Origin of the sequence: Micromonospora sp. MP36, assembly GCF_008119785.1 — a bacterium.
Lineage (GTDB): Bacteria > Actinomycetota > Actinomycetes > Mycobacteriales > Micromonosporaceae > Micromonospora.
This window is the reverse complement of the sequence record NZ_VSFA01000008.1, coordinates 122863-140331: the sequence shown is the minus strand read 5'-3', so window position 1 is coordinate 140331 and position 17469 is coordinate 122863. Positions and strand designations below refer to the sequence as shown.

15 protein-coding genes are annotated in these 17469 nt (G+C 72.8%); 4 read left to right on the top strand and 11 right to left on the bottom strand.

Annotation, left to right across the window (positions count from 1 at the left end; translation table 11 throughout):
- Window positions 1–10: 10 nt before the first annotated feature.
- The 3 genes from FXF52_RS10645 to FXF52_RS10635 all read left to right on the top strand — a co-directional run bounded on the left by FXF52_RS10645 (window position 11) and on the right by FXF52_RS10635 (window position 2547).
- Complete coding sequence (locus tag FXF52_RS10645) at window positions 11–691, top strand: ABC transporter ATP-binding protein (RefSeq protein WP_222870489.1); 681 nt, start codon at window positions 11–13, stop codon at window positions 689–691.
- The gene (locus FXF52_RS10640; RefSeq protein WP_148795937.1) at window positions 688–1896 is read left to right on the top strand and encodes an ABC transporter permease; all 1209 of its coding nucleotides are present in this window, start codon (window positions 688–690) and stop codon (window positions 1894–1896) included. The genes FXF52_RS10645 and FXF52_RS10640 overlap by 4 nt, the downstream gene beginning before the upstream one ends.
- Window positions 1897–2220: 324 nt before the next feature.
- Entirely contained in the window at window positions 2221–2547 is a 327-nt protein-coding gene (locus FXF52_RS10635; RefSeq protein ID WP_255471839.1) for a VOC family protein, read from the top strand.
- A 188-nt stretch (window positions 2548–2735) separates the two neighbouring features.
- Here the strand turns inward: FXF52_RS10635 and FXF52_RS10630 are convergent, their stop codons facing one another.
- The 9 genes from FXF52_RS10630 to FXF52_RS10590 form a co-directional block, all read right to left on the bottom strand.
- Window positions 2736–3347 carry an ATP/GTP-binding protein gene (locus FXF52_RS10630; RefSeq protein WP_148795933.1) on the bottom strand — a complete coding sequence of 204 codons (612 nt, stop codon included), beginning with the start codon at window positions 3345–3347 and terminating at the stop codon, window positions 2736–2738.
- On the bottom strand, window positions 3328–3705 hold the full coding sequence (locus FXF52_RS10625) for a DUF742 domain-containing protein (protein ID WP_148795931.1): 378 nt from the start codon (window positions 3703–3705) through the stop codon (window positions 3328–3330). Before FXF52_RS10625 ends, FXF52_RS10630 begins: the two co-directional genes overlap by 20 nt.
- 8 nt (window positions 3706–3713) lie before the next feature.
- Window positions 3714–4133: a roadblock/LC7 domain-containing protein gene (locus tag FXF52_RS10620; RefSeq protein WP_148795929.1), complete on the bottom strand. Its 420-nt coding sequence runs from the start codon at window positions 4131–4133 to the stop codon at window positions 3714–3716.
- A 16-nt stretch (window positions 4134–4149) separates the two neighbouring features.
- Complete coding sequence (locus tag FXF52_RS10615; protein WP_148795927.1) at window positions 4150–6564, bottom strand: nitrate- and nitrite sensing domain-containing protein; 2415 nt, start codon at window positions 6562–6564, stop codon at window positions 4150–4152.
- 202 nt (window positions 6565–6766) lie between these two features.
- Entirely contained in the window at window positions 6767–8356 is a 1590-nt protein-coding gene (locus FXF52_RS10610) for a prenyltransferase/squalene oxidase repeat-containing protein (protein WP_255471838.1), read from the bottom strand.
- Window positions 8346–9251: a terpene synthase family protein gene (locus tag FXF52_RS10605; protein ID WP_148795925.1), complete on the bottom strand. Its 906-nt coding sequence runs from the start codon at window positions 9249–9251 to the stop codon at window positions 8346–8348. The genes FXF52_RS10610 and FXF52_RS10605 overlap by 11 nt, the downstream gene beginning before the upstream one ends.
- Before the next feature lie 11 nt (window positions 9252–9262).
- A complete protein-coding gene (locus tag FXF52_RS10600) occupies window positions 9263–10645 on the bottom strand; it encodes a cytochrome P450 (protein ID WP_255471837.1) in 1383 nt (460 codons plus the stop codon).
- 297 nt (window positions 10646–10942) lie between these two features.
- Complete coding sequence (locus tag FXF52_RS10595; protein ID WP_222870485.1) at window positions 10943–11956, bottom strand: helix-turn-helix domain-containing protein; 1014 nt, start codon at window positions 11954–11956, stop codon at window positions 10943–10945.
- Window positions 11957–12054: 98 nt separating this feature from the next.
- On the bottom strand, window positions 12055–14739 hold the full coding sequence (locus FXF52_RS10590; protein WP_222870484.1) for a LuxR family transcriptional regulator: 2685 nt from the start codon (window positions 14737–14739) through the stop codon (window positions 12055–12057).
- Between the two features lie 95 nt (window positions 14740–14834).
- Here FXF52_RS10590 and FXF52_RS10585 point away from each other — a divergent pair, with 95 nt between their 5' ends.
- Entirely contained in the window at window positions 14835–15245 is a 411-nt protein-coding gene (locus tag FXF52_RS10585) for a hypothetical protein (protein WP_148795919.1), read from the top strand.
- Between the two features lie 64 nt (window positions 15246–15309).
- Here FXF52_RS10585 and FXF52_RS10580 read toward each other — a convergent pair whose 3' ends face one another.
- Window positions 15310–15960, bottom strand: coding sequence for a response regulator transcription factor (locus tag FXF52_RS10580; RefSeq protein ID WP_148795918.1), 651 nt, complete (start codon window positions 15958–15960; stop codon window positions 15310–15312).
- Window positions 15957–17402, bottom strand: a complete 1446-nt coding sequence (gene eccB / locus FXF52_RS10575; RefSeq protein WP_148795916.1) for a type VII secretion protein EccB — start codon at window positions 17400–17402, stop codon at window positions 15957–15959. The genes FXF52_RS10580 and eccB overlap by 4 nt, the downstream gene beginning before the upstream one ends.
- Window positions 17403–17469 lie beyond the last annotated feature (67 nt).

Sequence of the window (17469 nt, the reverse complement as noted above, 5' to 3'; positions counted from 1 at the left end):
CGGCGACGCGGTGGTGGAGCTGGCCGACGTGACCAAGGTCTACCCCGGCGGCGTACGGGCCCTCGACGGGGCGTCGTTGACCGTCCGGTACGGCGAGCTGGTCGCCATCGTCGGCCCGTCCGGGTCAGGCAAGTCCACCATGCTGCACCTGATCGGCACCCTGGACCGCCCCTCCACGGGCCGGGTACGCATCGACGGTCACGACGTGGCCGCCCTCGCCGACCGGCAGCTCTCCGCGCTCCGGTCGTCCCGGATCGGCTTCGTCTTCCAGCAGTTCCACCTGGCGCCGAACGTGCCGGTGCGGGACAACGTCGCCGACGGGCTGCTCTACGCGGGCGTACCCCTGCGGGAGCGGCGGCGGCGCGCGGAGGCCGCGCTGGACCGGGTGGGGCTGGGGCACCGGCTCGACCACCGGCCGCACGAACTGTCCGGCGGCGAGCGGCAGCGGGTGGCGATCGCCCGGGCGGTGGTCGGTGCTCCCGCGCTGCTGCTGGCGGACGAACCGACCGGCAACCTGGACTCCGCGTCCGGTGCCGGGGTGCTGGCGCTGCTGCGCGACCTGCACGCGGCCGGGACCACCATCGTGGTGATCACCCACGACCTGGAGATCGCGGCCGGCCTGCCCCGCCGGGTGCAGATGCGCGACGGCCGGATCGTCGCCGACCACCGTCCCGTGGGAGTAGCAGCGTGAGCGCGCCGGTACGGCTGGCGCCCGCCCGCCTGCGCCCGCGGGACGTCCTGCGGGTCGGCGGGGTCGGGCTGCGCACGCGGCCGCTGCGCGCCTTCCTGTCCGCGCTGGGCATCGCCATCGGGATCGCCGCCATGGTCGCGGTGGTCGGGATCTCCGCGTCGTCCCGGGCGGAGCTGGACCGCACCCTCGCCCAACTCGGCACCAACCTGCTCACGGTCAGCCCGGGCAACACGCTCTTCGGCGACAACGCCCAACTGCCGGAGGAGTCGGTGTCCATGATCGGGCGGATCGGGCCGGTGCGGGCGGTGGCCGCCACCGCGCTGCTGGCCGACACGAAGGTGTACCGCTCGGACCTGATCCCCCGCGGCGAGAGCGGCGGGATCGCGGCCCGGGCCGCCAGCCTGGAGCTGCACGACACGGTCGGGCTGGAGGTGGCCAGCGGCACCTGGCTGAACGCCGCCACCGCCCGCTACCCGGCGGTGGTGCTCGGCGCCGCCACGGCGCGGCGGCTCGGGATCGGCGCCGCCGGACCGGACGTGCAGGTCCAGCTCGGTGGACGCTGGTTCACCGTGGTGGGGATCCTGGCTGCCGCGCCGCTGGCCCCGGAGCTGGACCTGTCCGCGCTGGTCGGTTGGGACGCCGCGAGGTCGTACCTGGACTTCGACGGGCACCCGACCACCGTCTACACCCGCACCGCCGACGCGGCGGTCGAGGCGGTACGCGCGGTGCTCGGCGCCACGGCGAACCCGGAGGCGCCGAACGAGGTGAAGGTGGCGCGGCCGTCCGACGCGCTCGCCGCGAAGCAGGCCACCGACGAGGCGTTCACCGGGCTGCTGCTCGGACTCGGCGCGGTCGCCCTGCTGGTCGGTGGCGTCGGGGTGGCGAACACGATGGTCATCTCGGTGCTGGAACGGCGCCCGGAGATCGGCCTGCGCCGGTCGCTCGGCGCCACCCGCGGCCAGGTCCGTACCCAGTTCCTGGCCGAGTCGCTGCTGCTGTCCGCCCTCGGCGGGGTCGGCGGGGTGCTGCTGGGCGCCGGGGTCACCGCCGGTTACGCCCTCTCCCAGTCGTGGCCGGCGGTGGTGCCGGTCTGGGCAGTGGCCGGCGGAGTCGGTGCGACCCTGCTGATCGGCGCCCTCGCCGGGCTCTACCCGGCGATCCGCGCCGCCCGGCTCGCCCCGACCGAGGCGCTCGCCACACCCTGAGGAGCGCCTTACGGAGTTGGCGGGTTGTGGTCGATCGCCGGCCACAACCCGCCAAGACCATGCTCGTTGTCCACACTTCGTCGCCGGCTCGTTCCCTTAATCCACGGGAGGAATTCTGTGCACATCGGACGTGGCTGTAGCGGTTTCTCCCGCACGGCGACTGCTGGGCGACGTCTCAGCTGTAGCCACAGCGCCGGCCTGGGCGATGGCCGGTGGGGTCGGCGCGACCCTGCTGATCGGTGCTCTCGCCGGGGCGGTCGCCGCGATCGGCCTGCGCGCCTTCCGTGGCGCCGTTATGGTCGACGCGTGATCAATGGTGCTCATGTGATCATTTACAGCCGCGACCCGGAGGGGGACCGGGCCTTCTTCCGGGACACGCTCGGCTATCACTACGTCGACGCCGGTCACGGTTGGCTCATCTTCCGGCTGCCGCCGGCCGAGCTCGCCCTGCACCCGACCGACGGCGAGCCGGCCCACGAGCTGTTTCTGATGTGCGACGACGTCGGGGCGACCATGGCCGAGCTGGCGGCGAAGGGCGTCGAGTTCACGATCCCGATCACCGAGGAGCGGTGGGGGCTGCGCACCGCGCTGCGGCTGCCCGGCGGTGGGGAGCTCGGCCTCTACGAGCCGCGCCACCCGGTCACCATCTGAGGCCCGCGCGGCGACCAAGCCACCGATTCGACGGCCAGGCCAAAGCGCCAGCGCGGCGCGAGGGTCAACGCGACAAACTCGACGCGTACGTGCCCGGGCGCGCCGAGCCGCGGCACCTGCCGGTGACCGGCGGCCGGGCGGCCGCGGCCGGTCAGCCGTGTGGCCGACCGCTGGTCAGACGCCGACCGTCAGGACCCCACGGTCTCGGGCTTGCGGGTCAGGCCCCGCCCCTTCATCACGTGCTGGAGCAGCGTGATGAGCACGTCCTTGCTGGACTCCCGCTTGCGGGCGTCGCACAGCATGACCGGCACGTCCGGGTCGAGGTTCAACGCCATCTGCACCTCTTCGAGGCTGTACTGCCGGGCACCGTCGAAGCAGTTCACCGCGACGATGAACGGCAGGCCCTGACTCTCGAAGTAGTCGATGGACGGGAAGCAGTCGGCCAGGCGGCGGGTGTCGGCGAGCACCACCGCGCCGAGGGCGCCGAGGGCCAGCTCGTCCCAGAGGAACCAGAAGCGGTCCTGTCCCGGGGTGCCGAACAGGTAGAGCACGAGATCCTCGCCGAAGGTGATCCGGCCGAAGTCCATCGCCACCGTGGTGGTGGACTTCGCCTCCACGCCGGTGAGGTCGTCGACGCCGACGCCCCGCTCGGAGAGCACCTCCTCGGTACGCAGCGGCTGGGTTTCGCTGACCGCTGCGACGAGGGTGGTCTTGCCGACGCCGAAGCCCCCCGCGATGAGGATCTTGAGGGCGGTGGGCAGGATCGTCCGATCCTCCCGGTCAGAGTTCTCGTAGTCCATGAATGAGCGCCTCGAATACGCTGTCGTCGGGGAGAGTGGCGGGCGGACGGGGTTCGGACACGTACACAAGCTGGCGGGCGACCAGGTCGTCGAGCAGGACGCGGACCGTGCCGAGCGGCAGGTGCAGGTGCGCGGCAACCTCTGCCAGCGCGAGGGGCCGCTGGCACAGCTCGATGATCCGCGCGTGCTCCGGCACCAGCCCGACGTCGAGGGGCGGGGTCGCCCGAGCCGCGGTCACGAGTGAGATCACGTTGAAGCCGTTCCTCGGTCTGGCCCGGCCGCGGGTCATGGCGTAGGGCCGGACCACGGGTCCGGCCTCGTCATCGACCCACAGCGGTTCGGCGTCAGGCCTCGTCATGGGCGCCTCTACTTCCCCGACAACTGGACGGTGGCTCGGGCGGGGGCGGCGAGGAACTTGCCGGCCCGTTGAACAATCATGGCCATCTCGTAGGCGACGAGCCCGACGTCGGCGTCCTCGGCCGCGAGAACCGCAAGGCAGGCACCATGACCGGCCGCCGTGACGAACAGGAACGACGACTGCATCTCGATGACTGTCTGGCGCACGGGTCCGCCACCGAAGCGGCGTCCGGCGCCCTTGGCGAGGCTCTGGATCCCGGAGGCGATCGCCGCCAGTTGCTCCGCGTCGTCGCGGCTGAGTCCGGCGGAGGACGCCATCAGGAGGCCGTCCACCGAAAGCACGACGGCATGCTGGGTCTGCTTGACACGTCCGACCAGGTCGTCGAGCAGCCAGGCCAGATCGGACCTCGAAGAGTTCTGCTGCTGCACGTGCTCGTTCCTCTTTCTACCGATCGGTTCCGGCCGTCGGTGAATCGTCAGCGGCCGGGGACTGTGCGTCTTCGTCGTCGAGCAGACGCGCGTCGTCGCGTCCGCGACGTGTGCCGCTCTGGTAGCGGCTCATCATCTGGCGGATCTGTTCCGGCGACCGGCCCGAATCCGGCTCGGCGGGCGCCTCGTCGGCCAGTTCGGCGTCGGCCCGCAGTTGTGGCGCGAGGCTCGCCTGCCGGACCCGCACCGGCAGTCCCTGCGGGGTCCGGTCCGCGGCGGGCCGGGGACGCGGCACGGGCGGGGCCTCCGCGCGGCCCGGCTCGGCAACGGGCGCCGCGTCCTCGACGGGTGCGGCGTCCTCAGCGGCCGAGCGCACCGGCTCCCGCGTGCCGACGGCCGGCAGCTCCAGGGTGGGCTGGCGGGCCGGCGGGGGCTCGGTCACCGCGACGGCCCCCCGCCGTTCCGCGGCGGCGGGCCCGCCGCCGCCGGGGGTCACGGCGGGCTCGCCGGCGGACGGACCGCCGGCCCGGCCGGGTCCGGAGGTGAGGGCTTCGGCGCTGGTCACCAGCTCCATCGGGATGAGCACGACGGCGGTGGTGCCGCCGTACGGCGAGGTCTTGAGGTTGACGCTGAGGTCGTGCCGCTGGGCGAGGTGGCTCACCACGAACAGGCCCAGCTGGTTGGCGTTGGCCAGGTTGAACTCGGTGGGGTTGGCGATGCGGTCGTTGGCCTCGGCGAGTTCCTCCTCGCTCATGCCCAGGCCGCGGTCCTCGACCTCGATGACGAAGCCGCGCGCCACCAGCTGTCCCCGTACCTCCACCTCGGTGTTCGGCGGCGAGAAGGACAGGGCGTTCTCGATGAGCTCGGCGAGCAGGTGGATGACGTCACCGGCGGCCCGGCCGGTCAGGCCGACGGAGCCGAACGGCAGGACGTTCACCCGTGTGTAGTCCTCCACCTCCTGCGTCGCCGCGCGCGCCACGTCGATCATGGGCACGTCCCGGCGCCAGGCGCGTCCGGGCGCCGCGCCGGACAGCACGATGAGGTTCTCGGCGTTGCGCCGCATACGGGTGGCGAGGTGGTCGACGCGGAACAGGTCTTCCAGCTCGTCGGCGTCGTGCTCGCGGCGCTCCATCGCGTCGAGCAGGGTCACCTGGCGGTGGACGAGGCCCTGCGTACGCCGGGCGAGGCTGAGGAAGACGTCGCGCACGTTGCGCCGCAGCTCCGCCTGCTCCACGGCGGTGCGGATGGCCGTTTCCTGGACCCGGTTGAACGCCTGGCCGACCTGCCCGATCTCGTCGGAGCCGAAGTCCAGCGGTGGTGCTTCGACGGCGACGTCGACGTTCTCGCCGTGGCCGAGTCGTTCGACCACGCTGGGCAGCCGCTCGTCGGCGAGCTGGTGGGCGGCGTCGCGGAGCCGCTGCAGCTGGGCCATCAGGGCCCGGGCGGTGGTGATGGAGACGATGATCGACGCGACGACCGCGAGCAGACCCAGACCGGCGGCCAGGATCAGGCGGACGACCACCCACACGCCGACCGGCACGGCCCGGTCCACGACGGCGTCACCGGCGTCGAGCACCATGTTCTGCAGCTCGGTCAGGGCGGTGTTGGAGACCCGGTCCCACTCCCCCGGGGCGACGGTCGGCCTGGTCTGCTTGCGGTCGCCGGACATGATCCGGTCCTCGAGGCGGCGCAGGTTGTCGAACGCCGAGCTGGTGATCACCTGGCGGAACTGCGACTGGTCAGGTTGGCGCAGCTGGGTCACCACCTGACCGGCCAGGTACCGCTGCACGGAGGCGAGCTGGGTGAACTGGATCTGCTCGGCGGCGGTGATCCGGCCGGCGGCCAGCGCGCCCGACAGGAGCGCGTCCTCCTGCGAGATCAGTTCCCGGACCCGGTACAGCTCGATCAGGTGCCGGGTGTCCTCCTGGATGTCCGGGTCGTCGAGGCTGCCGACGGAGTCGTAGAGCTGGAACAGCGACTCGATCAGCGCGGTGTAGGAACCGGCGGTGCTCGCCCGGTCGAGGGACCGGTCGTCGATGGACTTGCGGATGGACGTCAGCCCGTCCAGCGCGGCGATCGTCGCGTCCACGTGCTGTTCGGCGGCCGCGTCGCTGGCCAGCCGGGCCCGCCAGCTGCGGGCCGTGGCCTTGAACGCGTTGGCGTCCTCGTCGACGGTGCGGCGGGCGGCGTCGAGCGCCTCCCGCCGCGCGGCCGTGGGCTCACCGAGGTAGGCGACGGCAAGGCGCCGCTCCACCTGCAACTCGAGGAGGAGGGGCTCGCTCGGGGAGACGATCTGGCTGTCGACCGTCTGCACGCCCAGCAGGTTCACCCCTTCCCGCAGGGTCACCCAGGCCGCGAATGACCAGAGGGCGACGAGTGAGGCGAGGAGAGCAATAACCTTGAGCCGCAAATTGGCGCTGCGAGGCCGCATTTAACCGTCCCATGCCGGGCATTGAGAACTTGCCGGCGGGGCATGCCGAACAAGCCAAAGTCGTGTACGCAGACCGACGAACGCTAGCAGTTGTCGGACTATTGACTCAAGACCGCAACAAAAGGCGACCTTTGCTGCGCCGAGCCCGGAACCGACCCGTGCCTCGAGGGAGGTCGCATCCGCGCAGGTGGCCGCCGATGCGTCAGGCATAAGCGGACCGCCGCGTCGGGTCGACATCCACTGTGGTCCGGGCCAGCTGCCGTGCGGCGAGCACCGCGGCGCGCACGATCAGCATCGGCCGGTACAGATCTTTGTCGTGCCACAGCGCCGGGCCCTTCCGGTGGCCATGCGCGGTCAGGAAGGCGTAGCCACTGCGGATCGCGTCGGTCGCTCCCGGCCGTTGCCGGCCGACGGCCACGAGGAGCTGCACGGCGTACGCGGTTTCCTCGGCGGTGCCTTCCCAGCGGCCCCACGAGCCGTCGGGCCGCTGCGTGGCGAGCACCCAGTCGACGGCGCGCGAAAGCGCCTCCGCCGCCGTGTTCGGCGGGCCAGACTCAGACAGGGCGAGGGCACAGGAGACGGTGGCGTAGTAGGGCGAGGCGTGCCACCGGTCCCGCCAGCTGCCGTCCGGCTCCTGGCGCTCCCGCAAGGCCGCCGCCACCCGCCGCGCGGCCTCGCGATACCGGGCCGGGGCACCGGGCCGGCTGCGCAGGTGCTGGCCGAGCGCGTCGAGCACGTGCGCGTTGGTGGTGAGGGAGAAGCCGTCCTCCCCCGGCCACGTGCAGAAGCCATCCGGGGTCTCGTAGCGCCAGAGGCATTCCAGGTTGGTGGGCACGCCGAGCTGCGCGAGGGCGTACAGGGTGACCGAGGTCGTGTCGGCGTCCGCCGGCAGGCCCGGGCCTGCGGGTGTGCCGGCGGCGGTCAGATCCGCTGTCAGGCTGCCGACGAGGTCCGGTGAGGCGGGTACGGCGATGCCGGCGCGGGTGAGGGTGCCGACGACCCAGGCGCGTTCGAACACCGTGATCGGTATCGCGCAGGGCACCGATCCGCTGCGGGGGTCGACGATGGACTCCAGGTAGTGCCGGGAGTCGTGGTGGTCGTCTTCCGCCTCGGGGTCCAGCCAGGCGGCGGTGGCCGCCGGGGAGGCGCCGATGAGACCCGGCGGCAGCGGCTGTACGCCAGGGACCTGCCGGGCCATCGGGCCGATGACCTCCAAGGCGTGCAGCAGCTTCTCGGGCACCGGCTTTCCGGCGGCCACGAGGGCCCGGACGGCGGCCAGCCGCCCGTCGTCGATGTCGGTGGGCAGGTCGAGGTGGGCGCGGTGCGGCAGCCCGGCGTCGGGCCGCGACAGGTGCTCGTTGATCGTGGCGGTGAGTGCCGGCACGATGAGGTCGACCGCCGGCGTGTCGGGGATCCGCTGCCCGGCTTCGAGCCACCGGGTGAGGGCTCGAAGTCCGCGATCGACGGCCTGGAGCACCGCGTCGGTCTGCGGGAACGTGTGCCGGACGGTGAGCAGTGCTTCGGTGGCGCTCAGGGTCGGCACCAGCGCGTACCCCTCCGGCGGGCCCCACCCGCCGTCGGGTCGTTGGCTGCGCAGCAGGTAGTGCACCCGCTCGGCATGTCCGGCGAGCCATGGGGCCAGGCTCACCAGCCGCGCCGTCTCGTACAGGGATGGGGAGACCTGCCCGGCGGGTTGGCGCATCATTGACGCGATCAGGTGGCCGGCGGCAGCGCCCGGGTGACCGGCGGGGCTGGCGTGCGGCCGTTCTCTGGCGTCCTGGTCAGTGCTCAAGGCTGCCCCAGAAGTCGGTGGCGTGGTAGAAGCCGGTGGTGAAGCCGATCTCCCGGCTCAGGTAGGTCGCCTGCTGCGGGCAGGTGTCGGCCAGGGTGGCCAGCAGGTCGCGGCAGTCGGCGATCCGGGCGGTGACCTGCCGGGCGATCTCGTCCCGGTCGACGCCGAGCAGGAGGGCGTTCAGGTCGCCGGACTTCACGTCCCGCTCGTAGCTGGCCAGGTCGTTGACCAGCCGCAGGATCTGCTGCACCTCCCGGCTCGCCGCGGTGAGCTCGGGGAGGTGGTTCACGGTCTGCTCGTCCCCGGTGGCGATCCAGTGGGACACGTTGACGAAGGTCGCCCCGTAGTTGTCGGCGTTGGCCAGATAGTCGGCAAAGGTGGGCAGTTGCGTCGGATCGGCCGCGCGGGCCGCGTTCCACCGCCATTCCCGGGCGTCGGCGGTGAGCATCCGGCGGACCTCCTCGCGCCACAGCGGCTGCGCCTGCGCGAACGCCGCCACGGTGGCCAGCTCGTCGCGGATCTCGGCGAGGAACTGGCCGAGCTCGTCGTCGGCGGCGGGCGTGGCGCCGTCGGCGACCGCCAGGCAGGCGTTGACGGTCGAGGTGACCTCCTCGAGCGAGGTCGCCCCGTTGTCGATCTGCCAGTCCTCGGCGGTGACCCAGAGGGAGGCGCGGTTGGCGATCCGGAGCTGCGGCGCGGTGCACCAGGGGGCGATGAACGCCGTGGACAGCGCCAGCGCGCTGAGCATGGCGTCGTCGACCGGCGGGTTGGGGAACAGGCGGGGATACACCGCGACGCGCTGCTGCAGGTCACGTTGCCCGCGGGCGGCGAGCGCGCAGATGCGTCCCTGCTCGGAGGCCGCCGCGAGGGCGTCGCTGAGGTCGTGTGGAGCCACGGGGGGTGCTCCTATCGGGTGGCGGAACGTTCGAGGGGCTTCAAGATCATTTCTACCCGGCGTGCGGGGCGCAGCGAGGCGGCCACCCGGGTGCCCGGGATCGTGGCGTCGGTGAGGTGGAACCGGAACCTGCTCAGCAGGGTCGCCACGATCAGGATCGCCTCCAGATTGAACAGATGTTCGCCGAGGCAGCGGTGCATCCCCACGCCGAACGGGTAGTGGGCGTAGCGGTGGCGTCCGTCGGCGGCGGCCCGGCCGGGGGCGAAGCGCTCCGGGTCGAACACCTCGGCGCCGGGCCCCCACCAGGCGGTCATCCGCTGGGTGGCGTACGGGGAGACGATGACGGTGGCGCCCTTGTCGATCCGCACCCCGCCGAGGACGTCGTCGGCCGCCGCGCGGCGGGGCAGGATCCAGCCCGCGGGATAGAGCCGGAGCAGTTCCTCCAGGACCATCCTGGTGTACGTCAGCTCCGGCAGGTGCTCGGCGCTGACCGGCCCGGCGCCCACCACGCGGTCGATCTCGTCGTAGAGCCGGGCGGCGACGTCCGGGTGGTTGGCGAGCACCGGCCACAGCCAGGTGAGCACCACGTAACTGGTCTCGGTGGTGACGGCGACCATGGACACCAGGTCGTCGCGCATCTGCTTTTCGCTCAGGCCGTGGCCGTCCTCGGTCCGGGCTCGGGCCAGCGTGGACAGGACGTCGTCCCCGTCGCTCGGCTGGCGCAGCGCGTCGCGCAGCACCGGCAGGAGGATGTCGTCGATGGCCTGCACGGCGCCACGGAAGCGGCGGTCGCCGGGCAGCGGAACCCACCACGGCACGAACGGCGCCAGGAGCCGAGGCGCCATGGCGGTGACGATGGTCTCCTGCGCCGCCATGATCCGCAGCGCTTCGTCCACGCTGATCCGGTCGGCGAAGAACACCCTCATGATGGCGCTGCAGACGATCCTGGACAGCTCGGTGCCGACGTCGATCGGCGTGCCCGCGGCGGCCGACTCGTCGAGCCGGTCGACGGCCGAGTCGATGGCCTCGGCCATGGTGCCGACCATGGCGTTGATGCGGGACGGCCGGAACAGCGGCGCCAGGGTACGCCGGCTCGCCGCCCAGGTCTCGCCCTCGGCGAGGATGCCGTCACCGACGAGCTTGCGGACCGAGCGCCAGAGAGCGGTGTCGTCGCCGCGCGGATAGATGGCCGCCTTCTCGTGCAGCACCTCCTGCACGTGGGCGGGGTTGGTGACGAGGTACGGACGGGAGACGCCGAGCGCCACCCGCACCACGTCCCCATTGGACTCGTCACCGAGGTCGACGAGGGCTCGATGGGCGTCCCGGACCACCGCCGGGAGCGCCCTGCGCAGGGGTACGGTTCTGGCCCGCGGTCCGGACATGGCGCTAGACATCGGGAACCTCCACAACGCCCTCCCCCACCCCGGTGCCGGAGCCTTGTTGACTGGTGACTCAAAACCCAATCGCGGCCAAGTGTCCTCTGTGCAACCACCGGGATGCAATGTGTGATCAGGTTCACTATCGTGATCATTCGATGGCCGGCCGGGCCCCGCTCGACGTTTGCCCTGGTGGACGGGGGCGGCCGGCCCAGCGCCCGGCAGGGCGCAGCGACGACGTAGCGGCCTGACGGCGGACTGCGGCGAGAAAACCGGCGGGCCGCCGGCGAACGCACACCACGGGCGCGCGGCGGCTCAGCGCGGCGGCGTCAGCGGCAGCTCCTGCCGGAACGCCCGCGGAGGCTGGCCGTAGGTGGCGCGGAACAGCCGGCTGAAGTGGGCCTTGTCGGGGAACCCCCAGCGGGCGGCGATCACGGAGATGGGCTCAGCGCGGAGCAGGGGGTTGGCCAGGTCGCGGCGGCATCGCTCCAGACGGCGGCGGCGGATCAACTCCGCGACGCTCGTCTCCTCGCCGGCGAACATCCGGTGCAACGTCCGCAGGGAGATGTGGTGCGCGGCCGCGACGGTGCCCGGACTCAGCTCCGGATCACCCAGGTTGCGGTCGATGAAGGCCTTGATCTGCACGTGCAGCGCATGCTGTTGTACGTCCGCCGGCAGCGCGTCCTCGGCGTCGAGTTGCTGCGCCAGCGTCGCGGCGATGAGGTCGAGGAGGATACTGCTCAGCCGGTCGGCGTCCGCCGCGGTGTACTGCTCCGGATGCCGGGCGATCTGCCGAAGGAACTGCGCGAGCAGGGCACCCATCCCCGTCGACCCGCAGATGCTACCCGCGAGCAGCTTGCTCACCTTGTCGCTCGGCAGGGGCAGCAGCGCATGCGGGATGTTCACGGTGATGCTGTTGAGCGTCTCCCCCGGCGGGGCATCCTGACGCACCTCGAACGGCCGCGAGTAGTCCAGCAGGGTGAACTCGGCGCCGCGAACCACCGCCTCCTGGCGGTGCTGCCGCACCGCGCCGTACCCGGTGCGGGTCAACGCCAGCTGGTAGTTCTCCGGATCGGCCTGGCGGATGAGCTTCGCGGTCCTCGCCATCGCCAGCGAGGGATAGGTGAAGTCGATGAGCCGGAGCTTGCCGAGCTCCATCGACCGGGCGTGGGCGTCGAAGCTGGCCGTGTGCGGGCTGGAGATCAGCGCGGGCGCGACGCTCTCGACCACCTCCAGCCACAACCCGAACCGATCCGAGGGCGGCAGGACGCGGGTGTCGAAGACATGGACCGGGAGCAACGCGATCACCTCCCGCCTCGCCGGCGCCACCTGAAAGATCACAATTGTATCGATGGTCGGGCCACAGGTGAGCGTCCTCTCGCTCCCGTGCCAGGTCAACCGGTGCTGGCTCTCCTGCGTCGGGGCCGTCAGCCGTGCGCCGAGGAGGGCCGGGCGATGGCCGCCAATTGGGCGCGCGAGGTGACACCGAGTTTGGGGAACGCCTTGTAGAGGTGGTAGCCGACGGTCCGCGGGCTGAGGAAGAGCTGCGCGGCGATGTCGCGGTTGGAGGCGCCACCGGCCGCCAGCCGTACGACCTGGCGTTCCTGGGGGGTGAGCACGCTCAGCGGATCGCCCGCCTTGCGCGGCGCCGCCGGCACGTCCCCGGTCGCGCGCAGCTCGGCGCGCGCCCGGTCGGCCCACAGCCCCGAACCGAGCCGATCGAAGATCTCCAGGGCGCCGCGCAACTGTAGGCGGGCGTCCGACCGCCGCCGCGCCCGGCGCAGCCACTCGCCGTAGGCGAGCCGCGTCCTCGCCAGCTCGTACGGCTGGGTGTCGTCGTGAAGTTGCACGGCCCGCGCGAAATGCGCTTCGTTCTCCTCGACGAGCGCCCGGCAGCGCAGGGCGATCGCGTCCGACGACGGCTGACGGACGTGCCGCGCCCAGGCCAGGTAGCGGGCGAGCGGCTCCGCTGCCTGCGCCGGCTGGCCGCTGCGGACAGCTGCCTCGATCTGATCCGGGGCGGACAGCACGGCGATGCTGGTGACCGGGATGGCCTGCAACTGCGCGAGGGCAGCGTCCGGACGGCCCAGGCCGAGGTCGAGCAGGCCCAGGGCCCAACGCCCGATGGCCGCCGCGAGCACCATTCCTTGCTTGTCGGCTCGCGTCACGCCCGCTTCGGCCTTCGCCCGGCACCCCTGCGCATCCGCGAGGTGCGCGAGCACCCAGGCGAGGGAGCATGTGAGGTGGCTGATCCGGTGTTCGTGGCCCAGGTCCGTCGCCAGCCGCAACCCGGCGTTGAGGGTCGCCGCGGCCTCGCCGTACCGGCCGAGCCACCCCTGCGCGAACCCATGGTCCTGGAGGGCGTTGGCGAGCCAGCCGATCATCCCGTTCTGCTGGCAGTCCGCCATGACGCCGCCGGTGATCGCCTCGGCGAGGGCGGCTCGGTCCAGTGCGAGACACAGCGAGGCGGTGAAGGTCAGTCCGGGCACCCCCAGCCCGGCGTTCTGGTGTGCGTCCACCGCCTCAGCCATGAGCGTGATCCCACCGCCGATGTCACCGCCCAGCAGGCGGGTCAGCCCGAGCGCCCCGGTGACCAGCGGCGAATCGATCCGGGGGAGGTCGCGGAGGCTGGCGGCGGCCTCCTCCGCCAGCGGAGTGTCGCCGGCGAACCAGGCACAGCGGATGGCCTCCACCAGCAGCCAGGTGGCCCGCTCGGCGGATCGGGCCGCCAGGCGAGGGACGCCGTCCATGATGATCCGGCCCGCCGCGAGCGGTGTGCCCAACTCGAATTCGCGGTGGGCGCGTACCTGGATCAGCGCGGCGATCATGTCCGGGTCGTCCACGTCGGGCGTGGCGCGGTCGGCGAGCGCGGCGGCCCGGTCCATCAGTCCGGCGTCACTTGCGGCCAGCGCGGCGGCGGCGAGTCGTCCGGATCGGCGTACCGGATCGGCGGTGAGCTCGGCGGCCCGCTCGTAGGCGGCCGCGATCGCGGCGTGGCCGCCGCGGGTCCGTGCCCGTTCCGCCGCTTCCGCCAACTCCCGTGCGATGTCCTCGTCGGGACCGAGCGCGGCGGCGGCCAGATGCCACGCCCGCCGGTCGGCCGCGTCGACGGCCGGCGAGCTGGTGAGGGAGTCGGCAAGGGCCCGGTGTACGGCGAGGCGCCGGGTGGCCGGCGCGCTCTGGTAGGCGGCGGCCCGGATCAGGGGATGGCGGAAGCCGACAGCGGTTCCCTTGATCTCGATCAGCCGGCTCCGTTCGGCCGCGCCCAGCCCGTCGAGTGTGGCGCCCGCGGCGACCAGCGTCTCCAGCTCACCGGAGCCGTCCGCCGCCGCGATCAGCAGCGCGGTTCGCGCGGGCTCGGGAAGCGCGGCGATCTGTGCCTGGAAGGCCTCCTGGACCCGATCGGCGACGGGCATCGCGCCGACCGGTGACAGCCGTCCGGCCCGCTGCTCGGCACTGAGCGCGGCGGGCAGTTCGATGAGCGCCAGCGGGTTGCCGTCCGATTCGTCGATGAGGCGCTCTCGTACCTGCGGTGGGAGGTCGGCGGGGAGCAGGGCGGCGGCGGCCGCCCGGTCCAGCCCGCCCAGCCGCAGCTCGGGCAGGCCCACGGCGGGAAAACCCGCGCGGGCGGCGAAGATCATGACGACGCCTTCGGCCTCGAGGCGGCGGGCGGCGAACAGCAGCGCGTCGAGGGACGCTTCGTCGGCCCACTGCGCGTCGTCGATGAGGCAGAGCAGCGCGCCGTCCCCGGCGAGCTCGGTGAGCAGGCTCAGCGTGGCCAGCCCGACCAGGAACCGGCTCTCCGGAGCGGTGTCGCCCAGTCCCAGGGCGGCGTTGAGCGCGGTGGCCTGCGCGTCGGGCAGGGTGTGGATCCGGTCAAGTCCGGTGCGCAGGAGCAGGTGGAGCGCGGCGAAGGGCAACGTGGCCTCGGACTCGACACCGACGCCGCGCAACACCCGCATGCCCTCGGCCAGGGCGGCGGCATGGTCCAGGAGCGCGGACTTGCCGATCCCCGCCGGGCCTCGGATGACCAGGGCTGCGCTCCGGCCGCTCCTGGCCTGCGCCAGGAGCCGCTCGATCGTCGCCTGCTCCCCAGCTCGTCCGTGCAGCACGGTCAGGAAGCTACCGTCACGATGACTGATTCGGCTTGGCCTGGACCTCCGTAGCTTCGTGATCATCCGCACGGCAGTACTACGAAGGGACCGAGATGACCGCCGTCGCCAGCACCGCCCGCCCCGCCGCCGACGCCAAGCTGCTCCGCTTCGCCCTGAAGCAGGACGCGATCGGCTCGGGCGCCAACGGAGTCGTCTACGTCGTCGTCGCGGCGATCTTCGGGGAGCTGTTCGGCCTCCCCGCCGCCTTCCTCTACCCGATCGGTGTGTTCCTGGTCGCCTGGGCCGCCACGCTGCTCCTGCTCGCCGCGCGGCCGACGGTGAGCAGGGCCGCGGTGGGCGTCGTGATGGCGGTCAACATCGCCTGGGTGGTCGCGAGCGTCGAACTGCTCGTCGCCGGTTGGTTCCCGCTGACCGGCCTCGGCACCGCGCTGGTGATCGTCCAGGCGGTGGTGGTGGCCGGCTTCACCGTCCTGCAGTTCGCCGGCCTGCGCAAGGCCGGGTGAACTCGCCGCGGTCCGATCGGCGCCCGCCCCGGCAGGAGCGGGCGCCGAGGCACGTCGGCCCGGATCAGTGCTCCCGGGCCGGGGTGGCGATGCCCTCCTCGATCGCCAGCCGGGTCAACTCCGGCCGCCTTCGGCGCCCGGTCTTCTCCCGGATCCGGTCCAGGTGGGAGCGGACCGTGCGGACGCTGATCGCCAGCGCCTCCGCGATGTCCTGATCCCGCTCGCCGGCCGCCAGCAGCGACAGCACCTGGCGTTCCCGGTCGGACAGCGGCACCCGGTACAGCGGTTGCCGGCCGCGGGACGAGTCCAGCAGGATCGAGGCCAGGGTCGGTGACACGTACGTGTTGCCGGCTGCGATCTCCCGCACCGCCCGGAGGATCTCGTCGGCGTCGGAGTCCTTGGTCAGGTAGCCGCGGGCCCCCGCGGCGATCGCGCCGAGCACGTCGGACTGGTCACCGTGCGCGGAAACCACCAGCACCCGATGGCCCATCCCGGTCACCGCCACCACCGCGGCGGCGTCGCGTACCCCGGGCAGCTTCAGGTCGAGGATCACCACCGCGCCCGCGGGCTGCCGGTACGCCGCGAACTCCTCCACCGACCTGGCGGTGGCGCTGACCCGGATGTCCAGCGCGTCCCCGAGCGCGCGGACCAGCGCGGTCCGGTAGAGGGGATGATCCTCCACCACCGACACCTCGATCGTCGCCGCGTCGGTCACCGGGTGGTCTCCCCGACGTCGGCGGACGGCCTGGCGGCGTCCGGCGGCACGGGCCGCTGGGCGGCCGCCGGGTCCAGCACCGGGCCCGTCGGGAAGAGCGCCAGCATGCTCGGCGGCACCGGGGTGGGGCTGACCTCGCCGAACCCGAGCGCCTTCAGCGCGTCGCCGTCCGGTACCGGATACCGCATTCCCTGGTCGGTGAGGAGGTAGACGGCGCCGAGGGCGGCCTGCGGCGCCGGCCGCTCGCGCAGGACGGCGGCCCGGCCGGCCGGCACGAACACCGCGTCGGCCCGGGCGCCGCCGCCGGCCGCGATCGGCGCCGCCCCGGCCGGCACGCCGGTCGAGGCACCGAGCCTGATCACCGTCGCGTCGCCGTCCATGGTCGCGCAGATTGCGACCTGGTCCGGGGGCGTCTCGACCGGCGGGGCGAGCCGGGCGGGGTAGTCGGCGGCCCCACCGGTCGCGGACTGTGACTCCGCCACGTCGGCCGCGGTCACCTGGATCTCGCGGGCGGCACCGCGGGGGTACGCCGCCCGGTTGGCCGGGTTGCCGAGCACCAGCGCCGCTTCGGTCTGCCCGATCGCCAGCAGCCCGTCGGCGCGGACGAGGTAGTAGCGGGATCCGGCGCCGATGTTGGCGACGACGAGCACCTGGCCCACCCGGGTGTTCCGGTCACCGACCCGGGGCCCACCCGCGCCCACCCGGTCCACGGTGCGCAGTCGCAGGTCCGGGCCGGCCGTCACCGCGTTCAGCCAGGCCGCGCTGACCGGCAGTGGGCGAACCGCGTCGTAGCCGAGGGCCACCGCCGTGGCCTGGTCGACGATCCGGTGCCGGCGCCCGGAAACCAGCGCGTACGCCACCCCGTCCGGGCCGGCGACCACGAGCGCCGACGCCGGGTTCACCGCCGTGCCGGCCGGCGACACCCCCGCCAGCGCCGTGGTGACCGGCGGAGTACCCGCCGGCCGGCCGGGAGCGGTCTGCGCGCAGACGGTGAACGGCCCGGCCAGCAACCGGTCCCTGGGCGGCAGCGACGAGGGCGCGGCCGGGATCCCGAGCGGTACGCCCCGTGGCGCGCCGGCCAGGGACTTGCTCGACACCTGGCTGGTGGCGGTGCCGTCCCCGCCGGCGAGCAACCGCGCCGAGGCGTAGTTGAGCATCGGGTGCAGCAACCCGTCGGCGCCCATCACGTACACCGCGCCGGTGTCCTTCTCGATCACCACCCGGCCGGGCTTGCGCCAGTCGGTGTTCGCGCCGGGCCGCAGGAACCCGTACACACCGAAGCCGGCGGTCACCAGCAGGGCGGCCGCGGCGCCGAGGGCACACCCGATGACCAGGCGGCGGCTCGGCGAGACCGGGTGGTTGGCGTCACCGACCTGCAGCGCCGAGACGAGTCGGCGACGCAGGAACTGGTACGCCTGCAGTTGGTCCCGCTGTGTCCACATCAGATCGTCCTCAGAATGGTGCGGTGCACACCGGGTGCACTAGAACTACGGGGGCAAGGTAGGGATC

Coding starts and splice junctions, on each gene's coding strand:
- eccB (WP_148795916.1), bottom strand. CDS start 17,402: ATGTGGACACAGCGGGACCAACTGCAGGCGTACCAGTTCCTGCGTCGC.
- FXF52_RS10630 (WP_148795933.1), bottom strand. CDS start 3,347: ATGGACTACGAGAACTCTGACCGGGAGGATCGGACGATCCTGCCCACC.
- FXF52_RS10585 (WP_148795919.1), top strand. CDS start 14,835: ATGACCGCCGTCGCCAGCACCGCCCGCCCCGCCGCCGACGCCAAGCTG.
- FXF52_RS10615 (WP_148795927.1), bottom strand. CDS start 6,564: ATGCGGCCTCGCAGCGCCAATTTGCGGCTCAAGGTTATTGCTCTCCTC.
- FXF52_RS10625 (WP_148795931.1), bottom strand. CDS start 3,705: ATGACGAGGCCTGACGCCGAACCGCTGTGGGTCGATGACGAGGCCGGA.
- FXF52_RS10600 (WP_255471837.1), bottom strand. CDS start 10,645: ATGTCTAGCGCCATGTCCGGACCGCGGGCCAGAACCGTACCCCTGCGC.